The organism is Telluria sp. RB2R28, from assembly GCF_059685835.1.
Genome location: NZ_JCASIK010000002.1, coordinates 378209 through 401626 on the forward strand (window position 1 = coordinate 378209; position 23418 = coordinate 401626).

Annotated in this window: 17 protein-coding genes and 1 riboswitch; of the genes, 5 read left to right on the forward strand and 12 right to left on the reverse strand. The window is 62.2% G+C overall.

Features of this window, described 5'->3' with window-relative positions:
• The first annotated feature begins 113 nt into the window (after window positions 1-113).
• A complete protein-coding gene (locus tag AC56LV_RS09280; protein WP_499557081.1) occupies window positions 114-2606 on the forward strand; it encodes a TonB-dependent receptor plug domain-containing protein in 2493 nt (830 codons plus the stop codon).
• 1 nt (window position 2607) lies between these two features.
• Here the strand turns inward: AC56LV_RS09280 and AC56LV_RS09285 are convergent, their stop codons facing one another.
• Complete coding sequence (locus AC56LV_RS09285; protein ID WP_499557083.1) at window positions 2608-3504, reverse strand: LysR family transcriptional regulator; 897 nt, start codon at window positions 3502-3504, stop codon at window positions 2608-2610.
• A gap of 98 nt (window positions 3505-3602) precedes the next feature.
• Here AC56LV_RS09285 and AC56LV_RS09290 point away from each other — a divergent pair, with 98 nt between their 5' ends.
• Complete coding sequence (locus AC56LV_RS09290; protein WP_499557084.1) at window positions 3603-4808, forward strand: MFS transporter; 1206 nt, start codon at window positions 3603-3605, stop codon at window positions 4806-4808.
• 5 nt (window positions 4809-4813) lie between these two features.
• On the opposite strand, the gene AC56LV_RS09295 is transcribed toward AC56LV_RS09290, so the two are convergent.
• A complete protein-coding gene (locus AC56LV_RS09295) occupies window positions 4814-5527 on the reverse strand; it encodes a glutathione S-transferase (RefSeq protein ID WP_499557086.1) in 714 nt (237 codons plus the stop codon).
• Window positions 5528-5620: 93 nt separating this feature from the next.
• Window positions 5621-5962, reverse strand: coding sequence for a hypothetical protein (locus AC56LV_RS09300; protein WP_499557088.1), 342 nt, complete (start codon window positions 5960-5962; stop codon window positions 5621-5623).
• 306 nt (window positions 5963-6268) lie between these two features.
• On the opposite strand from AC56LV_RS09300, the gene AC56LV_RS09305 reads away from it, so the two are divergent.
• Together AC56LV_RS09305 and AC56LV_RS09310 are read left to right on the forward strand one after the other, a co-directional pair.
• Window positions 6269-7042: a DUF535 family protein gene (locus AC56LV_RS09305; protein ID WP_499557090.1), complete on the forward strand. Its 774-nt coding sequence runs from the start codon at window positions 6269-6271 to the stop codon at window positions 7040-7042.
• A 56-nt stretch (window positions 7043-7098) separates the two neighbouring features.
• Window positions 7099-7196: riboswitch (TPP riboswitch) on the forward strand.
• A gap of 83 nt (window positions 7197-7279) precedes the next feature.
• A complete protein-coding gene (locus AC56LV_RS09310) occupies window positions 7280-9409 on the forward strand; it encodes a TonB-dependent siderophore receptor (protein WP_499557092.1) in 2130 nt (709 codons plus the stop codon).
• Between the two features lie 258 nt (window positions 9410-9667).
• On the opposite strand, the gene AC56LV_RS09315 is transcribed toward AC56LV_RS09310, so the two are convergent.
• The 7 genes from AC56LV_RS09315 to AC56LV_RS09345 all read right to left on the reverse strand — a co-directional run bounded on the left by AC56LV_RS09315 (window position 9668) and on the right by AC56LV_RS09345 (window position 19478).
• Window positions 9668-10315, reverse strand: a complete 648-nt coding sequence (locus tag AC56LV_RS09315) for a hypothetical protein (protein ID WP_499557094.1) — start codon at window positions 10313-10315, stop codon at window positions 9668-9670.
• Complete coding sequence (locus AC56LV_RS09320) at window positions 10312-11955, reverse strand: hypothetical protein (protein ID WP_499557096.1); 1644 nt, start codon at window positions 11953-11955, stop codon at window positions 10312-10314. The genes AC56LV_RS09315 and AC56LV_RS09320 overlap by 4 nt, the downstream gene beginning before the upstream one ends.
• Window positions 11952-14714, reverse strand: coding sequence for a type VI secretion system Vgr family protein (locus tag AC56LV_RS09325; protein ID WP_499557098.1), 2763 nt, complete (start codon window positions 14712-14714; stop codon window positions 11952-11954). The genes AC56LV_RS09320 and AC56LV_RS09325 overlap by 4 nt, the downstream gene beginning before the upstream one ends.
• A 339-nt stretch (window positions 14715-15053) precedes the next feature.
• A complete protein-coding gene (locus tag AC56LV_RS09330) occupies window positions 15054-16022 on the reverse strand; it encodes an HDOD domain-containing protein (protein WP_499557100.1) in 969 nt (322 codons plus the stop codon).
• A gap of 172 nt (window positions 16023-16194) precedes the next feature.
• Window positions 16195-16734, reverse strand: coding sequence for an AAA family ATPase (locus AC56LV_RS09335; RefSeq protein WP_499557102.1), 540 nt, complete (start codon window positions 16732-16734; stop codon window positions 16195-16197).
• Complete coding sequence (pnuC, locus tag AC56LV_RS09340) at window positions 16731-17324, reverse strand: nicotinamide riboside transporter PnuC (protein WP_499557104.1); 594 nt, start codon at window positions 17322-17324, stop codon at window positions 16731-16733. Before pnuC ends, AC56LV_RS09335 begins: the two co-directional genes overlap by 4 nt.
• A gap of 15 nt (window positions 17325-17339) precedes the next feature.
• Window positions 17340-19478: a S46 family peptidase gene (locus tag AC56LV_RS09345; RefSeq protein WP_499557106.1), complete on the reverse strand. Its 2139-nt coding sequence runs from the start codon at window positions 19476-19478 to the stop codon at window positions 17340-17342.
• 175 nt (window positions 19479-19653) lie between these two features.
• On the opposite strand from AC56LV_RS09345, the gene AC56LV_RS09350 reads away from it, so the two are divergent.
• On the forward strand, window positions 19654-20961 hold the full coding sequence (locus AC56LV_RS09350) for a GGDEF domain-containing protein (protein ID WP_499557108.1): 1308 nt from the start codon (window positions 19654-19656) through the stop codon (window positions 20959-20961).
• Here AC56LV_RS09350 and AC56LV_RS09355 read toward each other — a convergent pair whose 3' ends face one another.
• Both AC56LV_RS09355 and AC56LV_RS09360 read right to left on the reverse strand, forming a co-directional pair.
• Window positions 20962-21924: an HDOD domain-containing protein gene (locus AC56LV_RS09355; protein ID WP_499557110.1), complete on the reverse strand. Its 963-nt coding sequence runs from the start codon at window positions 21922-21924 to the stop codon at window positions 20962-20964.
• Between the two features lie 46 nt (window positions 21925-21970).
• Entirely contained in the window at window positions 21971-23416 is a 1446-nt protein-coding gene (locus AC56LV_RS09360; protein WP_499557112.1) for an efflux transporter outer membrane subunit, read from the reverse strand.
• Window positions 23417-23418: the final 2 nt, after the last annotated feature.

A 23418-nucleotide genomic window follows, 5' to 3' on the forward strand; every position in this document is an offset into this window, starting at 1 on the left:
TTCGCGATTAGCACGAATTGACACCATGGCAAGCGCTGAGCAGTATGGAATCGAGGTCCCGGCCTCGCCCTTCCCAGTGGAACACCCGCGTTTGAATATCAAAGGATTGCACCATGCAGAGAGCCAAGACGGAAAAGACAGCAGTTGCCCTTGCCATTGCCGCGCTGTGCGCAGGCTTTGCCCATGCCCAGGAGGCGCCGCAAGCCGAAACCACCGCAGCGTCCGCGACAGTCGTCGTCACCGGCACCCGCGTAGCCAACCGCACCGTGCTCGATACCACTGCACCGGTCGACGTGATCTCGGCCGAGACCCTGAAGAACTCGGGCAGCACCGAACTGACGCAGGCGCTGTCGATGGCCCTGCCTTCGCTGAATTTCCCGCGGCCAGCGCTGACCGACGGCACCGACACCATCCGCCCTGCCACCCTGCGCGGCATGTCCCCTGACCAGACCCTGGTGCTGGTGAACTCCAAGCGCCGCCATGCGTCGTCGCTGGTGAACGTGAACGGCTCGATTGGCCGCGGCTCGGCGGCGGTCGACCTGAACACGATCCCCACCGCGATCGTCAAAACGGTCGAGGTGCTGCGTGACGGCGCTGCGGCCCAGTATGGCTCGGACGCGATCTCGGGCGTCGTCAACATGCGCCTGCGCACCGACCGCACGGGCGGCGAAGCGACCGTCAACTATGGCGCGAACAAGACCGAATACGATCTGTACAACGCAGCGCCACCGGCCGGCGGCACCTGGACCGCGCCGGCCTCGCGCAAGCGCACCGACGGCCAGACCGCCACGGTCAGCATCTGGAAAGGCCTGGCGCTGGGCGAGACTGGCTACCTGACGATCGCCGGCGAATTCCGCGACCAGAACCGCACCGAGCGTGCCGGCTACGACATGCGCCAGCAGTACGCACTGGTCAACGGCGCCTTCGATCCGCGCGAGAACACGATCAACCGTTTTAATGCATGGACCGGTGAACCCGACATGAAGCAGTCCACGCTGTTTGCCAACGCCGGCAACGACATGGGCGGCGGCGTCAAGGTGTACGGCTGGGCAAGCTACCAGGACCGCGATGCCACGTCGGCCGGTTATGCCCGCATCCCGCAGGACGCGCGCAACATCCAGTCGATCTACCCGGACGGCTTCCTGCCGTTGATCTCGCCGACCGTGAAAGACTTTTCGGCCACCGGCGGCGTGACCTGGGTTGCCGGCGCATGGGACATGGACGCCTCGCTCGGCTACGGCAAGAACAAGATGGAGTACACCATCGAGAACACGCTGAATCGCTCCCTTGGCCCGACCAGCAAGACGGCGTTCTACGCAGGCGGCTATTCGTATGATCAGGCCGTGCTGAACCTGACCGGTGTGCGCAGCGTCGAGATGGCGTCCTTCTCGTCGCCGCTGAACGTGGCCGTGGGTATCGAAGCGCGCCGCGAAGGCTATGAGCTGTTTGCGGGCGAAGAGCAGTCATACAGCTTCGGCGGCGCGCTGCTGCCGAACGGTACGCCAACGGCGCCGGGCGCCCAGGTGTTCCCGGGCTTCCGGCCATCGAACGAAGTCGACGCGCACCGCAACGCCATTGGCGCCTTCATCGACCTCGAAGCGAACGTCACACCTGAGCTGCTAGCATCGGTGGCCGTGCGCGGCGAGCGCTATTCGGACTTCGGCAACAGCCTGGCCGGCAAGCTCGCGCTGCGCTACGACTTCAACCCGAACTTCGCCGTGCGCGGCGCGATCCAGAACGGCTTCCGCGCGCCTTCGCCGCAGCAGCAGAACTTTACCGCGACCTCGACCAACTTCATCAACGGCGTACCGTTCGAGATCACCACCTTCCGCCCGGACGATCCGGTCGCTGTCGCGCTGGGCGCCAAGCCGCTCGACGCCGAGAAATCGATCAACGCGTCGCTCGGCGCCGTGATGCGTCTGGGCGCTGTCAGCCTGACGGTGGACGCCTACCGCATCGACATCGACGACCGCATCATCCTGTCCGAGAACCTGACGCAGACGAACGTGCGCAACTACATCGCCAGCCAGGGCTTCATCGGCGTGGGCGGCGGGCGCTTCTTCATCAACGGCGTGGACACCACCACCAAGGGCGTCGACATCGTGCTGAGCATGCCGTACAACGCCGGCGACGCGGGCAAGCTGGACTTCACGCTGGCGGCCAACTTCACCGACACCAAAGTGACCAAGACGCCGACGACTGAGCAGCTCTCGAACCTGAGCCCGGCGCCGGTGCTGTTTGATCGCCTGAACGTGCTGTCGCTGGAAAAAGGCCAGCCGAAGAACAAGGTCAGCGCCAACGTGAACTGGAAGCTGGGCCAGTGGGGTGCGACGCTGCGCGCCACGCGCTACGGCGAAGTGCTCTCGCCGGGCACCACGGCGGCGTTCGACTTCGAGATGGGCGCCAGGACCACGGTCGACCTGGAAGGCCGCCTGGCGGTCACGCCGAAGCTGACCCTGGCGCTGGGCGCGGACAACGTGTTCGACCAGTATCCCGAGACACTGCCGCCGTCGCTCAACACCACCGGCAACACGCCATTCTCGACGTATGCGCCGTTCGGTCGGTCGGGCCGCTATATCTACGGCCGCGCCACCTACGCGTTCTGAGTTAGCGATCCAGCACCTCGCCCAGCCTGTGGGCGAGGAAGTCCACCAGCGCCGCCACCCGCGGCGCGAGTGCACCCTGCTTGTAGAACACGGCCCACACGGGCTGTGTCCAAGGCAGGGTGTGTTCCTCCAGCACCGGCACCAGCCGCCCCGCCGCGACATCCGCGCGCGTCAAAAAGTCCGACAGCGATGCAATCCCCGCGCCATGCAGCGCCAGCTGCCGCAGCGTCTCGCCGCTCGACGCCACCACCTGCGGCGTGATCGTCCAGCCTTCGCCGCCACTATGGCGCAGCGGCCAGGTATTCAATAACGCCGGCGCCGTGAAGCCCAACGTGCGATGCTCCGCCAACGCCGCCGTGTCAAGCGGCGCGCCATGGCGTTCGAGATAGGCAGGTGAGGCCAGCACCCGCAGCCGCGCCGCGCCCAGCCGCCGCGCATTGAGCGTCGAATCGGGCAGCGCGCCGATACGGATCGCCAGGTCGGCCCGCTCTTCGATCAGGTCGACATAGGTTTCGCCGCTGACCAGTTCCAGCGCGATCAGGGGATACACATCCAGAAACTCGGCGACCAGCGGCGCGAGCAGGTGGCCCAGCGCCGGCGTGGCGGCATTCACGCGCACCAGGCCCGCCGGCTGCGAACGGCGCGCCGCCGCTTCGGCCTCGGTGTTGGCCAGGTCGGCCAGGATGGTCCGCGCCCGGCCCAGCAGCCAGGCGCCCTCCTCGGTCAGTTGCAGGCGCCGCGTCGTGCGCTGGATCAGCGTCATGCCCAGGCTGCCCTCGAGGCGCGAGATAGTGCGCGAGACGCCCGACGGCGTCTGTCCCAGACGCTCGGCAGCCCGTGAAAACGAGCCTGCATCCATGACTGCCGAAAACACAATCAGCGCATCCACGTCGATCATTGATGACTCCGAATCAAAAGTCCATTGTAGCGGGACCTGTTTTTCCGGGCTGGCAAAGGCGGCACACTGCACGCCTGCCATCTCTAAGAAAGAACACCATGCCACTCGCACTCTGGGCGCTCGCATTGAGCGCTTTTGCCATCGGGACGACCGAATTTGTCATCGTCGGCCTGATCCCCACCATCGCCGCCAGCCTGCAGGTGTCGGTACCCTCGGCGGGCCTCCTGGTCAGCCTGTACGCACTGGGCGTGGCCATCGGCGCGCCCCTGCTCACGGCCATGACGGGCCGCGTGCCGCGCAAGCAGCTGCTGCTCGGCCTGATGGTGCTGTTTACGATCGGGAACCTGGTGGCCTGGATGGCGCCGGACTACACGGCGCTGATGGCCGCGCGCGTGCTCACGGGCCTGGCGCATGGCGTGTTCTTTTCGATCGGCTCCACCATCGCCACGAGCCTGGTGCCGAAGGAAAAAGCCGCCAGCGCGATTGCGCTGATGTTCACCGGCCTGACCGTGGCGCTGGTTACTGGCGTGCCGCTCGGGACCTTCATCGGCCAGCACTTCGGCTGGCAGGCGACGTTCCTCGCGGTGTCGCTGCTGGGCGTGATTGCCGTCATCGGCAGCGCCATCCTGGTGCCGTCCGATATCGCCGGCAGCAAGCCGGCGCCGCTGTTGATGCAACTGGCGGTGCTGAAGAAGCCGCGCCTGCTGCTGGTGTATGCGATCACGACGCTTGGCTACGGCGGCAGCTTCATCGCCTTCACGTACCTGGCCCCGATCCTGCAGCAAGTGTCCGGCTTCGCCGCGTCGACCGTCAGCCTCGTGATGCTGGTGTATGGCGTGTCGGTCGCGGCCGGGAATATCTGGGGCGGCAAGCTGGCCGATCGCCTAGGACCGGTGCGCGCGCTGCAGATCGTGTTTGCGCTGCTGGCGCTGGTGCTGCTCGTGCTGGCCTTTACGGCACCGAGCAAACCGCTGGTGCTGATCACCGTGCTGGCCTGGGGCGCAGTCGCCTTCGGTAACGTGCCGGGCCTGCAGGTGTATGTGGTGCGGCGCGCCGAACGCGATGCGCCGCAGGCGGTCGATGTGGCGTCCGGCTTGAACATCGCTGCCTTCAATGTCGGCATCGCGCTGGGCGCTTGGGGCGGTGGCCTGATTGTCGCGCACCTCGGCCTGATGGCCACGCCGTGGATCGGCGCGCTGGTGGTCGTGGGCGCCCTGCTGCTCACGACGCTGGCCGGGTGGCTTGACCGGCGCGACGGCGTGCCTGCGAGAGGCATGACCACCGCAACGGTCGCGCTGCACTGACCTGCTTACGCGTCCAGCTCGGGATAGCGGCGGAAGATGCCGTCCTGGTTGAACGGAATGCGGCGCGGCGATGCCAGGTAGGCCGCGATCTTCGGCCGCGCCGCCACCCGGTCGCGCAGGCCGGTGAGCTCGGGATGCTCCTGCTCGACCTTCTTCATCGCGTTGGGGAATGCATAGCGCAAGCCTTCGATGACCTGGAACAGCGACAGGTCGGCGTAACTCACGCGCTCGCCCAGCAGGTAGTCGCGCGGCTCGGGATTGGCCAGCAGCCGCGCAAAATAGGCCATGAACTTGGGGATGCGCGTCTCGACAAAATCGGCCGCGCGGCGCTTGGCCTCGGGTTTCTGGTCTTCGTAGTACAGCATCGAGGCGATCGGGTGATGCGTGTCGTGCGCCTCGGTGACCAGGTCGGCGATCGTCAATTGCAGCTGGTGGACCCAGAGCCGGCCAGGTTCGGTGCGTGGCGCCAGGCCATGCTGTTCGCCCAGGTACAGCAGGATGTTGGCCACCTGGCCGATGGTCTGCTCACCGGCTTTCAGGAATGGCGGGGCAAAGGAAGGATGGTCGCCGACTTCGAGCGCGGACATCAGCAGATCGACACCGCCATCGCGGCGCGCCACGTCGACGTAATCGGCGCCCGCTTCTTCCAGCGCCAGTCGTACGAATTCGCCGCGGCCCTGGATTGACGGCCAGTAAAACAGTTCGTAGGGATGCACCATGATTGTTTTTCCTGTTGATGGAGAAAAGTCATGGTAGACCGAACAGGAAGGCCGGGAAGCACGGTACGCCGGCCATGCGGACTTTGCCTGTCTTCAGGCGACGGCGCACCACCGTTTGGCGATCGTTGGCGGCAGGTTGAAATGCTTGGCCGTTTCTGCAATCGAGGCCTTGTTTTCTTTCTTCCATGCCGAGACCTGGCTGGCGTTCGGCCTTTGCGGACTGCCCGTGCTGTCCTTGTCCTTGCCCTTGGCCGTCCTGGCTGGCGCAGCGCGCGATGCCTGGCCGACGACGCGACTGGACGCCGTGCGGTGCATGCTGCGGGACTGCGCCATGTCCGCAGCGGTGCTTGCTGCTGACACGCCATCTTCGACAGATTCTTTCCCGGTCACAGGGCCCTGCGCGAGGGCGCCTTCTGGCGGCTGGTTGTGCGTCATGGATGTTCTTTCGTGCTGATAAATAAGTGCCGCCATTATGACCTGCTCCCGATGGCAAGCGGGTATTCGCGGCGGTCAACGTGACGCGACAAGCGTGGCGCGCCACAGACATGGACCGATTGTGGCTATTGAGCAACGCCGTCCAGGGGGATGAACCTCGTTAGCAGGGCGACTGCCCCCAATCCTGTTGGTTCCTGACGAATCATTACACTTTCTCCAAGCACACGTTGGCAATCGGGAACATAATTGCACTGAGGAACTAATTTAATAAAGTTCGACCATCACTTTCTGTCCAATGGAGCGCCCATGATCATCGCGCGATTGACCCAACGCTGGCACGCCCTGCGCCACTGGCGCGCGCACCAGTCCCTCGATTCCCACGCCCGCTTCGAGGAGACGACCTTCAACCGGACGTACCGGGATGCGGTGCATGGCAGCGCCGGCCTGATACTGTGGCAGCACGATGGCGAGCATGGGCACTTCGCGCTGCAACTGCGCACGGCGCAGCGCGACGATTTGCAGAATGGGTTGACCTTGACGCTGCTCGCCAATGACGCAGTGTTGCACCGCCTGTCCTGGACCTGGACCGACGGTGCGCAGCTCGCGCTTCCGGTGGCGAGCGTGCCGCTGGTGACCCACAACGCCGGCCTGTGGCGCAATGCCGGCCCGGCCTTCGATGCGTTCGAACGCGCCTTCCCGAACAACTCGCCCAGCTTCTTTGCGTTTGCCGCCCTGCAGGGCGCGGCGCAGGCGCTGGGCATCGACCGCGTGCTCGCGCTGCGCGCCACCGCGCATCCAGCCTACCAAGCAGACCAGCACGCGACCTTCGAGAGCGGCTACGATGGCTTCTGGCGCATTCTCGGCGGCGCCGAATACGATGCGCGCCACTACCAGATCACGCTGCCGTTCTACCTCAAGCCACTGGCCGACATGCCATCGAAGCACCGCAAGCGCGCCGCCCAGCGCCGCGAACAATGGCGCGCGATTGCCGAAGCCGCCCACAGCGCGCTGCTGCGCTGCATGGCGTCGGTCCCGTCGCCCGCCGCCGTCACCAACGCCCGCACCATCGCACAAGCCTGACACGGCCACGACGCTTGCCAGATTCACCACGGCGGTCAAGCGCCGTGCTACACTCGCGCCTTCGCTAGGGGTCCTGGAACGTTGTTCCGGGTGAGACATACCCTTCGTACCTGATCTGGATAATGCCAGCGAAGGAAAGCGCAAAGCAGCCCTCCCGTTCGTTTGCCCTTCCCCCACGTTGGCTCCGGCTTGATTTCAAAGCGGCGCGCCTTCGTGGCGCGCAAACACGAGCACACCATGACCTTCACTCTGAAGCACCCAGTCCTTGCCTGCGCCATCGTGCAGGCCTTCGTTGTCACGCCTGCTGCATTTGCGCAGGACGCCATCCCCTCGGTCGTCGTCACCAGCAGCAAATGGATCGCGCTCGACCGCGCCAGCGTCGGCGGCTTCGCCGAAACGCAGCTGCTCGACGCGCCGGCGTCGATTACCTCGATCGGCCAGGGCCAGATGCAGGACCTGTCGATCCGCAGCGTCAGCGATGCGAGCCGCTACGATGCCTCGATCGGCGACGCCTACAATGCCATCGGCTACGCCGAACAATTCTCGGTGCGCGGCTTCACGCTGGACAACGCGACCAGCTACCGCAAGGACATGATCGCGATCTCGGGCGACACGCAGATCCCGCTCGAGAACAAGGAGCGCATCGAAGTCCTGCGCGGCCTGGCGGGCCTTCAGGCCGGCGTCGCGGCGCCCGGCGGCATGCTCAACTTCGTCACCAAGCGCCCGACCAATGCGCCGCTGCGCTCGGCCACCGTCGAAGTGCGCGAACGCGGCACCGTGTACGGCGCGGTCGACCTGGGCGGACGCTTCGCCGACCGCCGTTTCGGCTACCGCATCAATGCCGCTGCCGAAGACCTGAAATCGTATGTGCGCGGCGCCGACGGCGAGCGCCAGTTCATCTCGGCCGCCTTCGACTGGCAGATGTCGCCCGATGCGCTGTTCCAGATCGACGTCGACCACCAGCACAAGGCGCAGGTCACCGCCCCCGGCTACCAGCTGCTGCGCAACGAAGTCCTGCCCACCGGGATCTCGGCGAAAACGCTGCTCAACGACCAGCCATGGACGCGCCCCGTCGACACCGACAGCAGCAACCTTGGCCTGCGCTTCGAGTACCGCATCAGCGACACCTGGACCGCGACCGTCAACGCCAACAAGCACTGGTTCAAGCGCGACGACTTCACCGCGTTCCCGTACGGCTGCAGCAACGAGGGCGACGGCTACTATCCGGGCTACTGCTCCAATGGCGACTATGACGTGTATGACTTCCAGAGCACCGGCGAGCGCAAGACACCATGGGGCGCGCAAGCGATGCTACAGGGCCGCTTCGACACGGGCGCGGTGCGCCACGCGTTGACGATCGGCAGCGCTTACGCCGAACGCCACGACAGCTTCGGCGAATACGTCTACGACTACGTCGGCTCGAGCAATATCTGGCAGAACCAGATCGTGCCGCCGGTGGACAGCAGCCGCGTGACCGGTCCGGTGATGGAACGCCGCGCGACGGAAGAGCGTTCGCTGTTCGTGCAGGACATCCTGACCCTGTCACCGGACTGGACGCTGCACGCCGGTGTGCGCTACGTCCAGCTCAAGCTCGATGCGCTGGAAGAAATCGACCAGGCACGCGTTAAATCGAAAGACTCGTTCGCACTGCCGAACGTGGCGCTCGTGTATGCGCCGGCGCCGGACTGGCGCGTCTACGGCTCGATCAGCCATGGCCTGCAATACGGCGGCATCGCCCCGATGGAGACGGTCAACCAGAACACGGTGCTCTCGCCGAGCCGCTCGAAGCAGTTCGAGTTTGGCGTCAAGCGCAATGTGAACGAGCAGCTGGCATTGTCGGGCGCCGTGTTTGAAATCACCCAGGGCCTTGAGTACACGAATGCCGCCAACGTCTTCGTGCGCGCGGGCGAGCAGACGCACCGCGGCGTCGAGCTGTCGGCCCAGGGCCGCGCCCTGCCCGGCCTGAACTACAACCTGTCGCTGATGGCGCTCGATACGGACCAGAAGGACACAGGCGACGCCAGCACTGAAGGCAAGCGCGTAACCAATGTGCCGGAACTGCGCACGTCTGCGTGGATTGAGTACGAAGTGCCGCAAGTGGCTGGGCTCAAGCTGGACGCGCAGTGGCAGTATTCGGGCAACAAGGTGTTCGATCCGGCCAACCGGGTCAAGGTGCCGGGGTACCACGTGGCCGGGTTTGGCGCATCGTACCTGCTGCGCGCGGGTGGGTTGAACGCGATCATCCGGGCACGGATGGACAATGCGTTCGACAAGTTTTACTGGCGCGATGTGACGCAGTCGCTCGGTGGGTATTTGCTGCCAGGGGCGCCAAGGACATTCAGGGTGTCGGCGCAGATTGATTTTTGATTTGATTGAATACCTAACTACGGTTTCTAAAATAACCGTAGTTAATACAACGCCGGGCGTATATTTCTCTAATAGCTTGGTATAAGACCCGTGACACCATTACCAGTTAAAATGCTTGCATCGCAACGAAGGATATTGAAAGACATCTTGGTCAACCATCACTTCTTTTAGTGAATACGGGCTCATAAACCACCTCAATCTGCAGCAGGGAAAAGCGGCGTCATGTAACCAAATCCAGACAGAAAATCCAAGCGATAGCTAAATAAAATTGGGATTACTAATTTTCTCTAGCCGTTTCATAGCAGCCAATTTTCCGCTTCCGTCGCCACCCAGTAATGAATTATAAATTATCTTGTAATCTTCGTTGTCAGCATCAAATTCCATTCCATAGATCGCCATAAACTTCATAACCGCAGAACTTACTGCCATCTCATCAGTTTCAGTAAAAATCATACTTTTCAACGCACTGATGATCTCTGGGGTAGTCACCTTTTCTGGCACCGATGTCGCAAACATTATCCTGATTTCTTCGAATTTGCTTGAAGAGAAATTGCACATTTTATTCATATACTCGGCACTTGGCTCAACCAAATTTATATAATACAACAACGCAAGGCGAGCCCGTTCAAATGCCCTACGCTCCGCCGGAAAATCAGATTCCTCGATAGGACTTAAACAAATCTTTTTAAAAAATTCAATGGCACGATCTGGATCCAATAGAAATAATCCGCCTATTCTTTCGTCTGACAATCTAGAAGAGTTTGAAATAAAATTCCAAGCCTGAATTTTTTCGATTGGGGCAAGACCAAGAAAATAACTTTCGTCTAGTCCATGCAACCGTTCAGAGTCTTTTTTTTGAAAAAACCTGTACAGCCTTTCCAATCCTGAAGTTGGATTCGCATTCATAATGGAGCAGTTCCCTTAAGATTCAACAAAGATTTAATAACACCGCTGTCCAAAATATTTATTTTTCCTTGATCGGTTATTTCGTGTATTTTTATAGAGCTTATATCGCCTGACAACATCTTGGTCTTCAAAATATTTTTTTCGACATTGTGCCATAAGGTGCGACTATCAGTTAATTTATATGTGGTTTGTACCACATTTATCCTACCCATCGCACCTTTCGCATATTCACTTGACACTCCCGCCCAAAGGTCACGGGCATATGGAGGTGCGCCATTGTCAACACTCCAAGAGTACTTGTCCAGTGCGGGCCAATTATCTATTATTCGTCCGCCTGCGGTAGTTTCCAACGTTACTCCGCCGATGCTTTCCGCAAATCTTTTCGCTGCAGCGTTATCACCTGACCAAAAAACTGCAAGGTCTTTTGGCGATGACACGTCCAGCCGCTTGATCACCTCAGCCCAACTGTCGTCTGGATTCTTTGGCAAGTAAGGCTCCAATATATCCCGTGCTTGTTTTATCTTTGCATCGGCCAGTACCTTATTACCACTTTTTTCTGCCGAGCGCGCCTCATCAGATAGTTCGGTAATTTTTTTACGATCGGCTGCAGCGGCGGCATCAGCGGCAACCTGCTTTTTGGTATTCGCTCCTTCTTCAGGAGGTTTGATTGGATCAGGATTTTTTCTGGCATGCGCAGTAGAATCAGCGCTAGGCTTACCCTTGAGCAACGATTTGGGTTCAGAATTCGGATGCAGTGCAGTGGCAGCCTCAGGGGTTGTATTGTCGACTTTCGCTAATATCTTGCCTGGCGTATCATGAACTCGATAACGTTGAGGCTCCGTTAAAGCTTGCTTCTCCACCTGAACGCCGGATGCAATGGTATGCGCTTCCTTTGGGGAGGTTTCTGTTAGTACCTTCGCCAACCGTGCATCGAGCTCGCCCAGCGCCCTCGGAATCTGCCGTAGCGCATCCTGCTGGAGACTGTAGAACCTGCCTTCCCACTCCGTTAATCTGGCAATCGTGACTTTGACGGAATCAAAATACCGAAGGCCTTCCAGATGCGCTCGAAGCGAGCCTACAATGCCGCGAAGCTTGCCAATGATCTTATTCAGTGCCTGAAGGAGAACCTTTTCATACGTTACAAACTTCACAGCACGCAGAAGTTTCAACACATCGCCTTTGATGAACTTTTGCAAAAACAGCACAAGCTCAACCAACGTCGACGACTTCCTGATCATCAAAAGCATGACTGCACGCAGGGCAGCAGCAAGCTCGGAGCCCACGATTCCTCCGACGGCGGCGCCAGCACCTGCTGCTAGTGCGCCGCCTGCTGCCATCGCTATCGGCAATGCAATCACGATCAGGCAGGAGCAAAGCAGTACCCACTCCATCAACTCTTCGCGTTTTTCAGGATGGCATGCCAGTCGCAAGACGATGGCCACTGCATCACGTGCACTGGTGACGATCACTATCCCCGGTGCAAAGCTGAGAAGCATGTCTGCGATGACGGCCGACAGTGGCCGATGATCGGCAAACTCGCCGTAGAGGACCGCTTGCAGCCATGTCATGCAGCCGACAACGCGGCCCCAAGCATCGTGGAGAATCGAATCGTCGTCTGGCTTCGGGATTGGCTTATTCATGCGCCCCCCTTCTTGCTAGCATTTGCGGCTGTCCAGTTCAGCAACTCATCTATATCGTCATCGAGTTCAACAGAAACAGTCGAGCTGGCATCCAACGGCCGATAGTCGTACTCGATCTTCGCCGCCGCCCCTGCAGGCATGCCGCTGATACGAGCAATGCCCATCGCATCGAGTGTGCCCTCGCGGGTGCTTCCATCGCTCAAGGTCGCCTTGTAGGCGGCGCCAGCGAGGGGTACGCCCCAATCGGTCAAATGCCGAAATTCCAAGTCGGTCTTTCCAACTTCAGCCTTCTCCACGTGCGGCATCACATAGTTCGACGTTGCCGGCCCAAGCATGGTGTGTAGCGATGCATGTGCAGTCGATGTGCCGGAAGTCGATTCAGTGACGCCACTTGCATTGATTCTGATGGACGAGCCACCGGCAGACAGCATCACTTCATCTTTCGCATGAATCTCGACGCGAGACGTGGTTGACAGCAGACGCAGGACTTTCTCCGCAATGATGTCAAGATCGTCGCTCTGGGCCTGGACTTGGACTTTGCCCTTCGCCGCAAACAGTTTGATGCCTGCGTTTGCAGCGAACAGACTGACCTTCTCTGCGACACTGGCAAGCAAGCTCCTGCCCACGGCGATATTGGTGTCCAAGCCTGACGACACCGTCACCTCTTCCCCAGCATGCACGTGCGTGCCTTTTGCACTCGTGAGACCAAGTCCATCCGAGGAGGCGGCCAGCAATATCGCTTCCTTGAACCGGTTCGCGTCGCCTTGCCCGTGAACCGGATAACGCTCCTGCGTTGCCTCAATAAAATGGTTGAGTGCGCCCTGCCCGACCAACGCGTCGGCCCCTGCCTTGCTTGCAGTGTCAGACAATGCTTTGGTCAGCGAGGCGCCTGCCTTCAGTCTGGTTGTCGCTTCGATCGCATCGAGTTGGGTACCTTGCGCACCGGGGCGACCATACGTGCTGATATACAGACCTTTGTGCGTGACGATTGCGCCGTAATCATCGGTACTCAGAGCAAAACCGGCCCCAAAAAAGCGTCGGCGTTCGTTGCCGCTTTGACTTACTAGGTAACCGAGATTGAGCTGTGCATGGGTATTGGTGCTATACAAATGCACCCGGTTTTGAGAGTTCGTGTCATCCATTACAAGCTGATTGAAACCGCTACCCTCGAATTCCTTGGACTTGAAACCCGACAGCCTGCCATTTGAATGCCACTGCGGTGCCTGGAGGTCGTTGTATAGGCGACCAGTGATAACGGGGCGGTCTGCGTCACCGTTCAGGAAGGTGACGATGACCTCCTGTCCAATGCGCGGCACATTCAGTGCACCCCAATGCTGACCCGCGTTTGGGTAGCTGACACGTACCCAGCATGAGGCTCTTTCATTGCTGGGATTGATCCGATCCCAGCGCATCCGGACTTTCACGCGGTTGAGCTGGTCGGTAAAAATTTCCTCACCTTCCGGCCCGACCACGACTGCGGTCTGCGGGTGGAGCGTCGGCTTCGGATGCTCGAACGGGCTTCGAAAGGGAATTTTACGGCGCTGGACTTCGAAACGATTGAAGCAATGGCCTGTTTGCGCCCTACGCGTAGCGCTTGGGCTATTGGCTGGTCCATTCTGGACATCGCGCCCAATGGACTCCTTGAATGCCTCGACCTGCGCTGCGAGACTACCGGGAAACTCGCGCACCCGGTTCGATAACGGCAAGTTATTCTCAATGCACCAATCAACCGCAATGATCATGAACTCCCGATCTTCGTCCGTATCGTACCGGTGAACTGGATGGTCTTCCAGTATGAACCAGCGACCCACCTGCATCGAACGCGTGGACGAAACGCCGTAGAAGCGTTTCATGCTCGACTCCCACTGCTCAATACGAACCCGCGCTCGCCACACGCCTTGATCATGTTTTGAAAATGAATAAGCACCCGTGTATTCGTAAATTTCCAGCTGGCTTGGGAGGTCGCCATGCTCCGGAAACACCCAACTTTCGGTGCGCATCGAAGAATTGGGGGACTTGTAATTGTCCGATTGAGTCGTAAGCCGGGCCGACGTCAAACAGCGACTCGCGCTCCAATGCACGATCTTGTGTGCTTCATCGTCTGTCGCGGCACCATGAAAAAAAACGCGCTTCTGCGCCAATGGATCCAACTGATAGGGCGAATCGGTGATCACGAGGATATGGCCGGAGCCATCACTTTTATGTTCGTGATGACCGTACCAGCCTTCTTCTTCCATCAAGCGGTGTACAAAGTGCCAGTCCGTTTCATACTGGGTGCAATATGAACGGCGCAATACCGGTGTTCTGATCTCGAAACGAAAATGCCCCCGGGCCTGCGGGTGAGCGGCAAAGACACTGGCCAGGATGTCGTCGGCGGGCTTCTCTTGCCATAACCGGGCATCGCGGCGGAATCTCAGAAAGTGCAGCCAGGGCGCGAACGTCAGTTGGCAAAAAGTGAGTTCGCCGTCGCTTCCCAATCGTTTGACGGTATGGACATAACCACTGATTGGCAGATACGACCGGTCCGCCTGCTGGATCCACAGCGTGACTGGCTGCGCGATGAGCTTTTTTAGCTCGATATCGCTGCGCACTGAGACCGTGTCGACCACGTACTCATAGCTGCGACCCAATCTGTCATGTCCCATCACACGCTGCGGCAGCATCATGTCATCACCGAGAATCGTGGTGAGTTTGAGAAGTCGGTTGTGCTGGGCAATCAGTGCCTGGCGAAGAGACTGGGATGGGTGCGGACCGTCCATGCTTGGGTAACCTCCATCTCTGAATTGAGGTCGTCACCGCCATGTCAAGTCGCTGCGATGAGGAGCGCAGGATCTGTCAACTTCTTGTCGGCTAGAAGGAAGAGATCGTAACTTTGAGGTATTTGACTGTCCATGCACTGGGAATACCGCCGTGCCGACTATTGAGCGAACTCTTGGTTAGGAAGAGAAATCACGAGGGCGTGTCGATCCGGCACCACATATTTTCCTGATCACGGGACGTATCGTTCCCAAGATAACGGGTGAATTTCTGATGAGGCAGAACAGAAACTTGACAGGAACGCAGCGCCCTCCTGCTGCACGCCTGAACTGGACCAGGACTTATTCCGACAACTCCAGCAACTTGCCCAGACACCGCCGCTCAAACCCATTCAACCCCTGCATCACCAGCGGATCATCATCACCGATCACACCAGCGTCCAGCAGCAAGCGCAGCGTCGCAATCCGGTCCCCAAGTGCCAGCGCCTGCGCCGGATGTGACCCCTCCGGCTCGTGCGCATGCGCGATCGCCTTGACCACATCCGGCGGAAAATCCCAGTGGCTGGCAATCACCGATGACAGCTCGCGGCTGGCGGCAAAGAACGCGATACCGAATTCGCCGGACCCTGGCACCTTGCCCTCGCAGATGCGGTCGGCCACCTGAAACGCCACCTGCAAGCCGAGGTTCTGCATCAAGCCCGACAGGTAGGCTTCGAACACGCCGGCCGACAGCCCCGGCGCCATCACACTGGCGGCGAATGCGCAGCGTTCGGCATGCTTCCAGACGATCGGCGCGACCTGGCGCGCCACGCCCTGCACCGTCACACGCAGCAGCGGGCGGAACGCGATGCGTGCGAGCAGCATGCGCAGGCCGTTCAGGCCCAGCATGGTGACGGCACCTTCCAGCGTTTCAATCGGCGTCACCGGGCGGTAATAGGCGCTGTTCGCTTCGCGGATGACTTCAGCGACCAGCACCAGGTCGCGTCCCACCTGGGCCGACAGCGCGCCGGTCGAGATGTTCTCGTCCGACAGCGAAGTTAGAAGCTGCGCAATGAGTTCAGGGATGCGTGGCACCAGGCCGGATGCGCAGACGGGATCAGCGGCCAGCGAGCGCACTTCGCGCAAGATCTGCGCCTCTTGTTCGGGGGACGCCGTGCAGCGGCTGGTGCCCGTCAACCAGCGGTAATACGTGGCCTGGACCTCGGTCGCCATGGCTTGACCGTCGTCGAACGTCAGCGTTGCGCTGACCGGTGCTGGCGCGGCGGTTTCCTTCTCGGCGCCGCCCAGCAAGCGACCAATCCAATTTTTCATCGCGTCCCGCCCCATGTTCAGAAAGTGGCATATTGTAATGCCACAAAGAAACAAAATGACGCCGCCATGAAACTATTTACCGTCACCCTGCCAGTCTCTGTCCTATCGGCGCAGCGCGAGACAAGCACATGATGGTGATCAAACGTCGTGGCAAGCCTGCCGACGATCTCGCTTACGGTGGCCCGAGCAGCTGCTCCACCTGCCGCAAACGTTGCGGCAGGTCCCCTGCCAGCAAGGTGTACGGGATGCCGCGCGTGTCGAGCGTCTCGAGCAGCAGCCGGTGCACCATCTGGCGCACCTCCTCCGATTCACGCTGCAAGCCATCGGGCTCCCACGGACCATCGGGCGCCGTCACCAGCGTGATGGCGTAGGCGTGATCCGCGGCGAGCTGCGCCAGTTGCGCATCCACACGGTCCCAGTACACGCGGCTGTAGACTGCCGTCATCAGCGCGGTCGTATCGCAGAACAGGTAGCGCTGGGCGACGCGGGCGGCCGCGTCCTCGCGCGCCAGTTGCGTGCGCGCGATGCCGAACTGGTCTTCCTCACGCGGCACGCGCGCATGGACGTCGACGAATTCGCGCAAGTATTCGGGCACCCAGACTGTGCTGTAGCGGCGCGCCAGCGCTTCGGACAAGGTGGACTTGCCCGACGATTCCGCGCCCAGGATCGCAATCCGGGCTACTCCGTCAACACCGGCAACCGGCATCTTCATGCCCGCTGCTCCACATGCGCCGCCCAGGCGCGCAGCCCGGCAATGGCCAGCAGCACGAACACGCCATACAGCACGGCCGTGAGCATCAGGCCCTTGTAGACATACAGGCCGACATACAGGATGTCGACCGCGATCCAGATATGCCAGTTCTCGAGCTTCTTGCGCGCCAGGAGCAGTTGCCCCATCAGGCTGCCGGCGGTGAGGAAGCCATCGGCGTGCGGCACGTCGGTGTCGGTGAAATGATCAAGAAAGGTCGAGAGCACCACGAAGCCGGCGAACCAGGCAACCAGCACCCAGGCGCGGGTGCCGGGATTGAGGCGTTTGACGACCAGCGGCCCATTGCCGGCGCCGCGCAGCCACATGCTCCAGCCCCAGACCGACGCGATGATGAACACGAACTGCAGCCCCATGTCGCCATACAGCCGCGCATCGAAGAACACCACCGCGTAGGTGGCCGAGGACGCGATCGAGAACAGCCAGGCCCAGTGTTTCTGGCGGATGTTGAGCACGACGGTGGTGACGGCCAGCAGGAACGAGATCAGTTCGAGTGGCGACGTCACCAGGCCGGCGAGGACAAGGGGTTCGTTCATGCGGACGTCGCCGGCTTACTTCTTCGGATACTTGATCGTCATTTCCTTGAGCAGGTTGTCGGCATGGTCGACCTCCTTCATCACCCACAGCATGTAGCGGATATCCACGTGGATCGCGCGCGTGATGGCGGTGTCGAAGTACCAGTCCTTGGTGATCGATTCATAGGTCGAATCGAAGTTCAGGCCCACCAGCTCGCCCCGCCCGTTCATGACGGCCGAACCCGAATTGCCGCCCGTGGTGTCGGCGCTCGACAGGAAGTTGACCGGCACGGTGCCCAGTGCCTTGTCCTTGAACACGCCGTAGCGCTTGCCCTGGATGGCTTGCTTGAGCGCGGCCGGAACGATGAACGGATCCTTGTCGGTTTCTTTTTCAAGAATGCCTTCGACGGTCGTGAACGGCCCTTTCAGCAGGCCATCGCGCGGTGAGTACGGCGACACCGTGCCGTAGGTCACGCGCAGCGTCGAGTTGGCGTCCGGGTAGACCGGCTTGCCCTGCGATGTCTTGAACGCGATCACGGCCGCCATGTATTGCGGGATCACGCGTTCGAGGTTGCCGTCGATCTCGTTACGCCCGTTTTCCAGCGCCATGCCGGCGTCGTGCAGGCGCACGGCCAGAGCGATGAACGGGTCGTTCGACGCGCGGAACGCCTGCGGGTCCTTGCCGATCCAGGCCAGGCGTTTGGCGGTATCGGCCAGCTCGCTGCTGCGGTACATTGCCGGCAGCGCCGCTTCGGTCGGCAGCAGTGCATCGAGGCCCTGCGGGCGCACGGCGCCGTCGATGCGTGCATAGCGGGCCAACGCGGCCTTGTAGCGCGCTTCGTCCACGCTCGGCACGAACGATTGCTCGAGCCGCGTCAGGCGCGCCTTGATGAACGACAGGTCGCGTTCCTGGTAGCCGCCTTCGCGCTGCGCATCCGGCTTCTGGCGTTCGAGGGCCAGGCGGTACAGCGTGCGCGCGCTCTTGAGCAGGTCGCTGTGGGTCGCCTCATTCCAGGCAGCTTCCTGGCGTTGCAGGGCCATGTCGCGGGCGATCACGGCATCCAGTTCGGTCAGCAGGTTCTTGTTGGCGCCGGCGTGGCTTTGCTGCCAGGTGCGGAACTCGGCGTCCTGCACGTCCTTGATGGCGGCGATGTCCTTGCGCGCGAAGCCGTCCATCAGGCCCTGCGTCTTTTTCAGCACGTTGTTCAGGCTCTTGGCCACGCTCGCATAACGCACGTCCCAGGCCGGATTGTCCTTGGTTGCAGCAGCGATGATGGCCAGGTCGGCCGTGATCGTGGCTGCCTTGGCCGGGAAATCGACGTCGCGTGCGAAGCGGATCTCGCTTGGCAGCTTGTAGCGGCTGGTGCGGCCCGGGTAGCCGGCCAGCAGGATCGGATCGCCATTCTTCAGGCCTTCGGCCGACACCACCAGGAAGTCCTTCGAGCGGTATGGCACGTTGTCCGGCGACGGGTCGGCCGGACGGCCGTCCTTGCCGACGTAGGCGCGCAGGAACGAGTAATCGCCCGTCTGGCGCGGCCACTCGTAGTTGTCGATGTCGCCGCCGAAGTTGCCGATGCGGTCGGACGGCGCGTGCACCAGACGCACGTCACGGATCATCAGCTGCTTGATGCGGTAATACTCCAGGCCGCGGTGAAACGCCGGCACCGAGCAGCGCGTCGATTTGTCGGTCTCGCATTCGGCGATCAAGGCCTTCACGCGCGCGGCCACCAGCGCATGGCGCTCGCTGCCCGACAGCGTGGGGCTCAAACCATCCAGCACGCGCCTGGTGACGTTCTCGACCTTTTCGGTCACGTAGATCAGCGTGTTCGGGCCGCCCGGCAGTTCTTCGGCGCGGGTCTTGGCCAGGAAGCCATTGACGATGTAGTTCTGCTCCGGGGTCGAATTGCGCTGGATCGCACCGTAGGCGCAGTGGTGGTTCGTGACCACCAGGCCATCGGGCGAGACGAACGAAGCCGAGCAGCCACCGAGCGACACCATGGCGCTCATCGGATGCTTGCTCAGGTCGGCCAGCTTCGCGGCCGGCATCGTGATGCCGATGCGTTTCAGTTCGGACGAGAGCTGCGGCAGCTGGTGCGGTTGCCACTGGCCTTCGTCGGCAAAGGCGGCGGTCGCGGCGCCCAGGAGGGCGACAGGCAGGAAAATCGATTTGAACAAGACAACACCCTGGATGAAAAAAGCAATGCGGGAGTATATCGCCGTTGTATCCCGGCCGTGGCGATTTATGGTGATGCGACCGCCGCACCGGTGGCGTCAACACCCCGTCATATTGGTCTGGCAGGATGTAATATTGTCGTTTTGCAAGACAGGCATCCAGGGAAGGCATGCAAACATGACAAGCGAGGCGTCGCTGTACCGACATACTGTTCTGTATCTCTGCCAGAGTTTCTTCATCAAGGACAACCGGGCAGAGTTGCTGCTGCACGCGCACAAATACGATTTCGATATCCGCTTCTTCAGCGAACTGGCGCAATTTATCGCGGCCGTCGACGCCGATCGCGGCAGCAGCCTGTTCGTGATCGACCTCGATACCCTGCACAATATGCAGGCCGACCTGCACGACGCGCGCAAGACGCTGATGCTGGGTGAACTGCTGGCCCGCCTGCCGCCCGGTCACAGCTACGTGTACCTGCAATCGAGCCGCCAGGGCAGCCGCTTCCTGCTGCAGCAGCGGCTGGTCGACAGCCATTGCCTGGCGTATGCCGAAAAGCCGATCGCCAACGATGTGCTGGTCGACAAGCTGTTCAACCTGTTCGTGCAGAGCAAGCGGGGCGACGCCGTCACCTTGATCACGCTGGGCCTGCCCGGCAGCCTCGATGACGCGGCGCTGCGCGACCAGCGCATCGATGTCAGCTACCACGCCGACCCGTCCACATTGCACCTGCGCGTCAAGGAACTGCAGCCCGACCTGGTGCTGATCCCCGACAGCGATTACCTGCGGGTAGACGCCCTGGCGCGCGTGATGCAAAAGAATATCGAGGCCGATCCGGTGCGCGAAATCGTGCTGCTGCAGCGCCGCCCGGACGATGCCCTGGCCCGGCGCGCGCTGGGCGATGGCTTCGACGCGGTCCTGCCCGACACCGGCTCGGGCATGCTCGAAGCGCAACTGGCCAACCGCGCCGCCAAGATCCGCGTCAACAAGGACTTGATCGGCAAGGACCGCGCCACGGGCCTGCTCAACAAGGTCGGGTTGCGGCGTAAAACACAAGACCTGATCCGCCAGGCCACGCTGGAAGACAAGCCATTGGCCTTCGGCGTCATCGACATCGACAAGTTCAAGACCATCAATGACACCTGGGGCCACCATTTCGGCGACATCGTCATCAAGCGGTTATGCCTGTGCCTGGCGCCGCAGATGGGCGAGCGCGATCTGCTCAGCCGCTTTGGCGGCGAGGAATTCGTGGTGGTGTTCTGGGATTGCACGCTGGCGCAGGCCTGGTCGCGGCTCGACGCGCTGCGCACTGCCTTTGGCGCCATCGCCTTCCAGGTGGCGCCAGGCGACCAGCGGCGCTTTTCGTTCAGCGGCGGGCTGGCCACGTTTCCGGCGCAGCGCAGCGAAAACGAACTGTTCGTGCAGGCCGATGCGATGCTCTACACGGCCAAGCAGGATGGGCGCAACCGGATTTGCCCTGCGACTTGACTAAGCGCGGCTGTCGGCCAGCTTGCCCAGGCAGCGCCGTTCGAAGCTGTCCAGGCCAGCGGTGACGAGGCTGTCGTCCTCTGCGACGACGTGCGCATCGATCAACAGGCGCAGCTTGGCGATCTGGTCGCCCCGCTCCAGCGCCCGGGCCAGCACCGATGCGGCTGGCGTGCTGGAAGTGGCGATGGCGTGCACGACATCCGGCGGGAACTCCCAGTGCGCCGCGATCGCCGCCGACAGCCCCCGGCTCACGGCGAACAGCCGGGCGCCAAATTCGCTCGAGCCGGGAATCTTGCCCGCTTCGGCTGCGCGCTCGGCGAGGCGGAAGGCCACCAGCAAGCCCAGATTCTGCATCAGGCCGGCCAGGTAGGCCTCGAACACGCCGGCAGCCATGCCCGGCGCCATCAGGCTCGACGCCAGCGCACACTTCTCGGCCTGATGCCATACCAGCGGCGCGGCGTGGCGTGCGAAGCCGGTGTCGGCCATGCGCAAGAGCGGGCGGAACGCGATCCGCGCCAGCAGCATGCGCAGACCGTTCTGACCGAGCATCAACAGCGCGGCATCGAGCGACTTGATGGGCTGCAGCGGGCGGTAATACGCGCTGTTGGCTTCGCGGATGACCTCGGCCACCAGCACCGTGTCGCGCTCGACCGAGCGCGCGAGCGCGCCCTGCGACACGGCGTCGTCGGCCAGGTCGCGCAGCAGTTCGGGGATCAGTTCGGGAATGCGCGGCACCAGGCCGCTGGCCGCGCCCGGGTCGAGCGCCAGCGTGCGCACCAGGTCCAGCAGGTGCTCTTCGACTTCCGGCGTGGCCTCGTAGCCGGCCGAAGCAGTCAGCCAGCGGTAATAGGCAGCGTCGACCTGCACGGCAAGGTCGTGCGCCGCTTCGCCAGCCGGCGGTTCGCTGGCATCGGGTGCCGGCGCCTTGTCGGCGCCCAGCATACGGTCAATCCATTTTTTCATGATGTCTGTCGGGCCTCGGATGCGTCATTGTAAGCCCTGGCGCGGCTCAATTGACAGCCATCGACGCGCCATCGGTCCAGCCACCACCCAGCGCCTGGATCAGCGACACCGCCGCCGTCTGGCGGTCGGCCTGCACCTGCACCAGCTGGCGGCGCGCATTGAGCGCCGTGACCTGCGCCTGCACCACCTCGGTATAGCTCACCTGCCCCGCCTGGTAGCGGTTCAGGATCTGCTGCTCGACCAGGCCCGCCGCTTCGGCCGCCTCGACCCGCAACTGCTGCTGCTGCTCGAGCACGCGGGTAGCGGCCAGGCCGTTCTCGACATCGGCAAATGCCGTCAGGACCACCTGGCGGTAGTTGGCCACGGTGGCCTGGTGACGCGCCTCGGCGCCTTCGACGCTGGCGCGCGTGGCGCCGGCATTGAACAGCGTCTGCGCCGCCGACAAGCCGAACGACCAGGCCGCATTCGACAGCGAGAACAAATCGCCCACGCGACTCGTGTTGTTGCCATACGAAGCAGACAGCCCAAAGGTCGGGAAGTAGGCCGAGCGGGCGATGCCGATGTCGGCATTGGCCACCGCCACATCGCGTTCGGCGGCGGCGATGTCGGGCCGGCGCTGCAGCAGCGTGGACGGCACGCCGACAGGTACGGCCGGCACCACGACCTGCCATGGCGTGCTCGCCAGCGCAAAGCTCGATGGACTCTGGCCAACCAGCACCGCAATCGCATGTTCGAGTTCGGCGCGCGAGCGCTGCAGGCCCAGCGCATCACTGCGCGCCGTGGCCAGCTGCGTCTGCGCCTGCAGCACGTCCGAACGCGCCGAGACGCCGGCCGCAAAACGGTTCGACGTGATCTGCAGCACGCGCTCGTAGCCTTCGATCGTGGCCGCGAGCATGCCGATCTGGGCATCCGTCTGGCGCAGCGAAAAATAGTTGATCGCCAGCTCGCCAAGCGCCGCGAGGCGCACGCTGGCCAGGTCGGCGGCGCTGGCCTGGGCGCTGGCCTCGGCCGCATCGACCGCCGTGCGCAGGCGGCCGAACACGTCCGGCTCCCAGCTCGCGCCGATCTGCAGGCGGTAGGCGCTGGCGGCGCCGCGATTATTTGTGCTGTCGCCGCCACCACCGGCGCGGTCGCCCCCGGCGCCAAGCGACACCACCGGGAACAGCGATGCGCGCTGCTGCGCGACGATCGAGCGCGCCTGCGCGTAATTGGCCACGGCGACGGCGATGTTCTGGTTGGCCACTTCCACCTGGCGGCTCAGGCGATCGAGTTCCGGGTCGTTGAACAGCTGCCACCAGGGGCCGCGCTCAAGGGCGTCGGCGGGCGTGGCAGGCGCCCAGCCCGGCAAGGGCGCGTTGACGCCCTTGTACGATGCCGGCACCGGGCCGGCAGGCAGCGCCGCAGGCCGTTCATAGGCCGGCCCGACGGCGCAGCCGCCAAGGCCGAGGGCCATGGCAAGGAGGGTCAGGCGCAGGGAGGTAAAGATTTGCATGG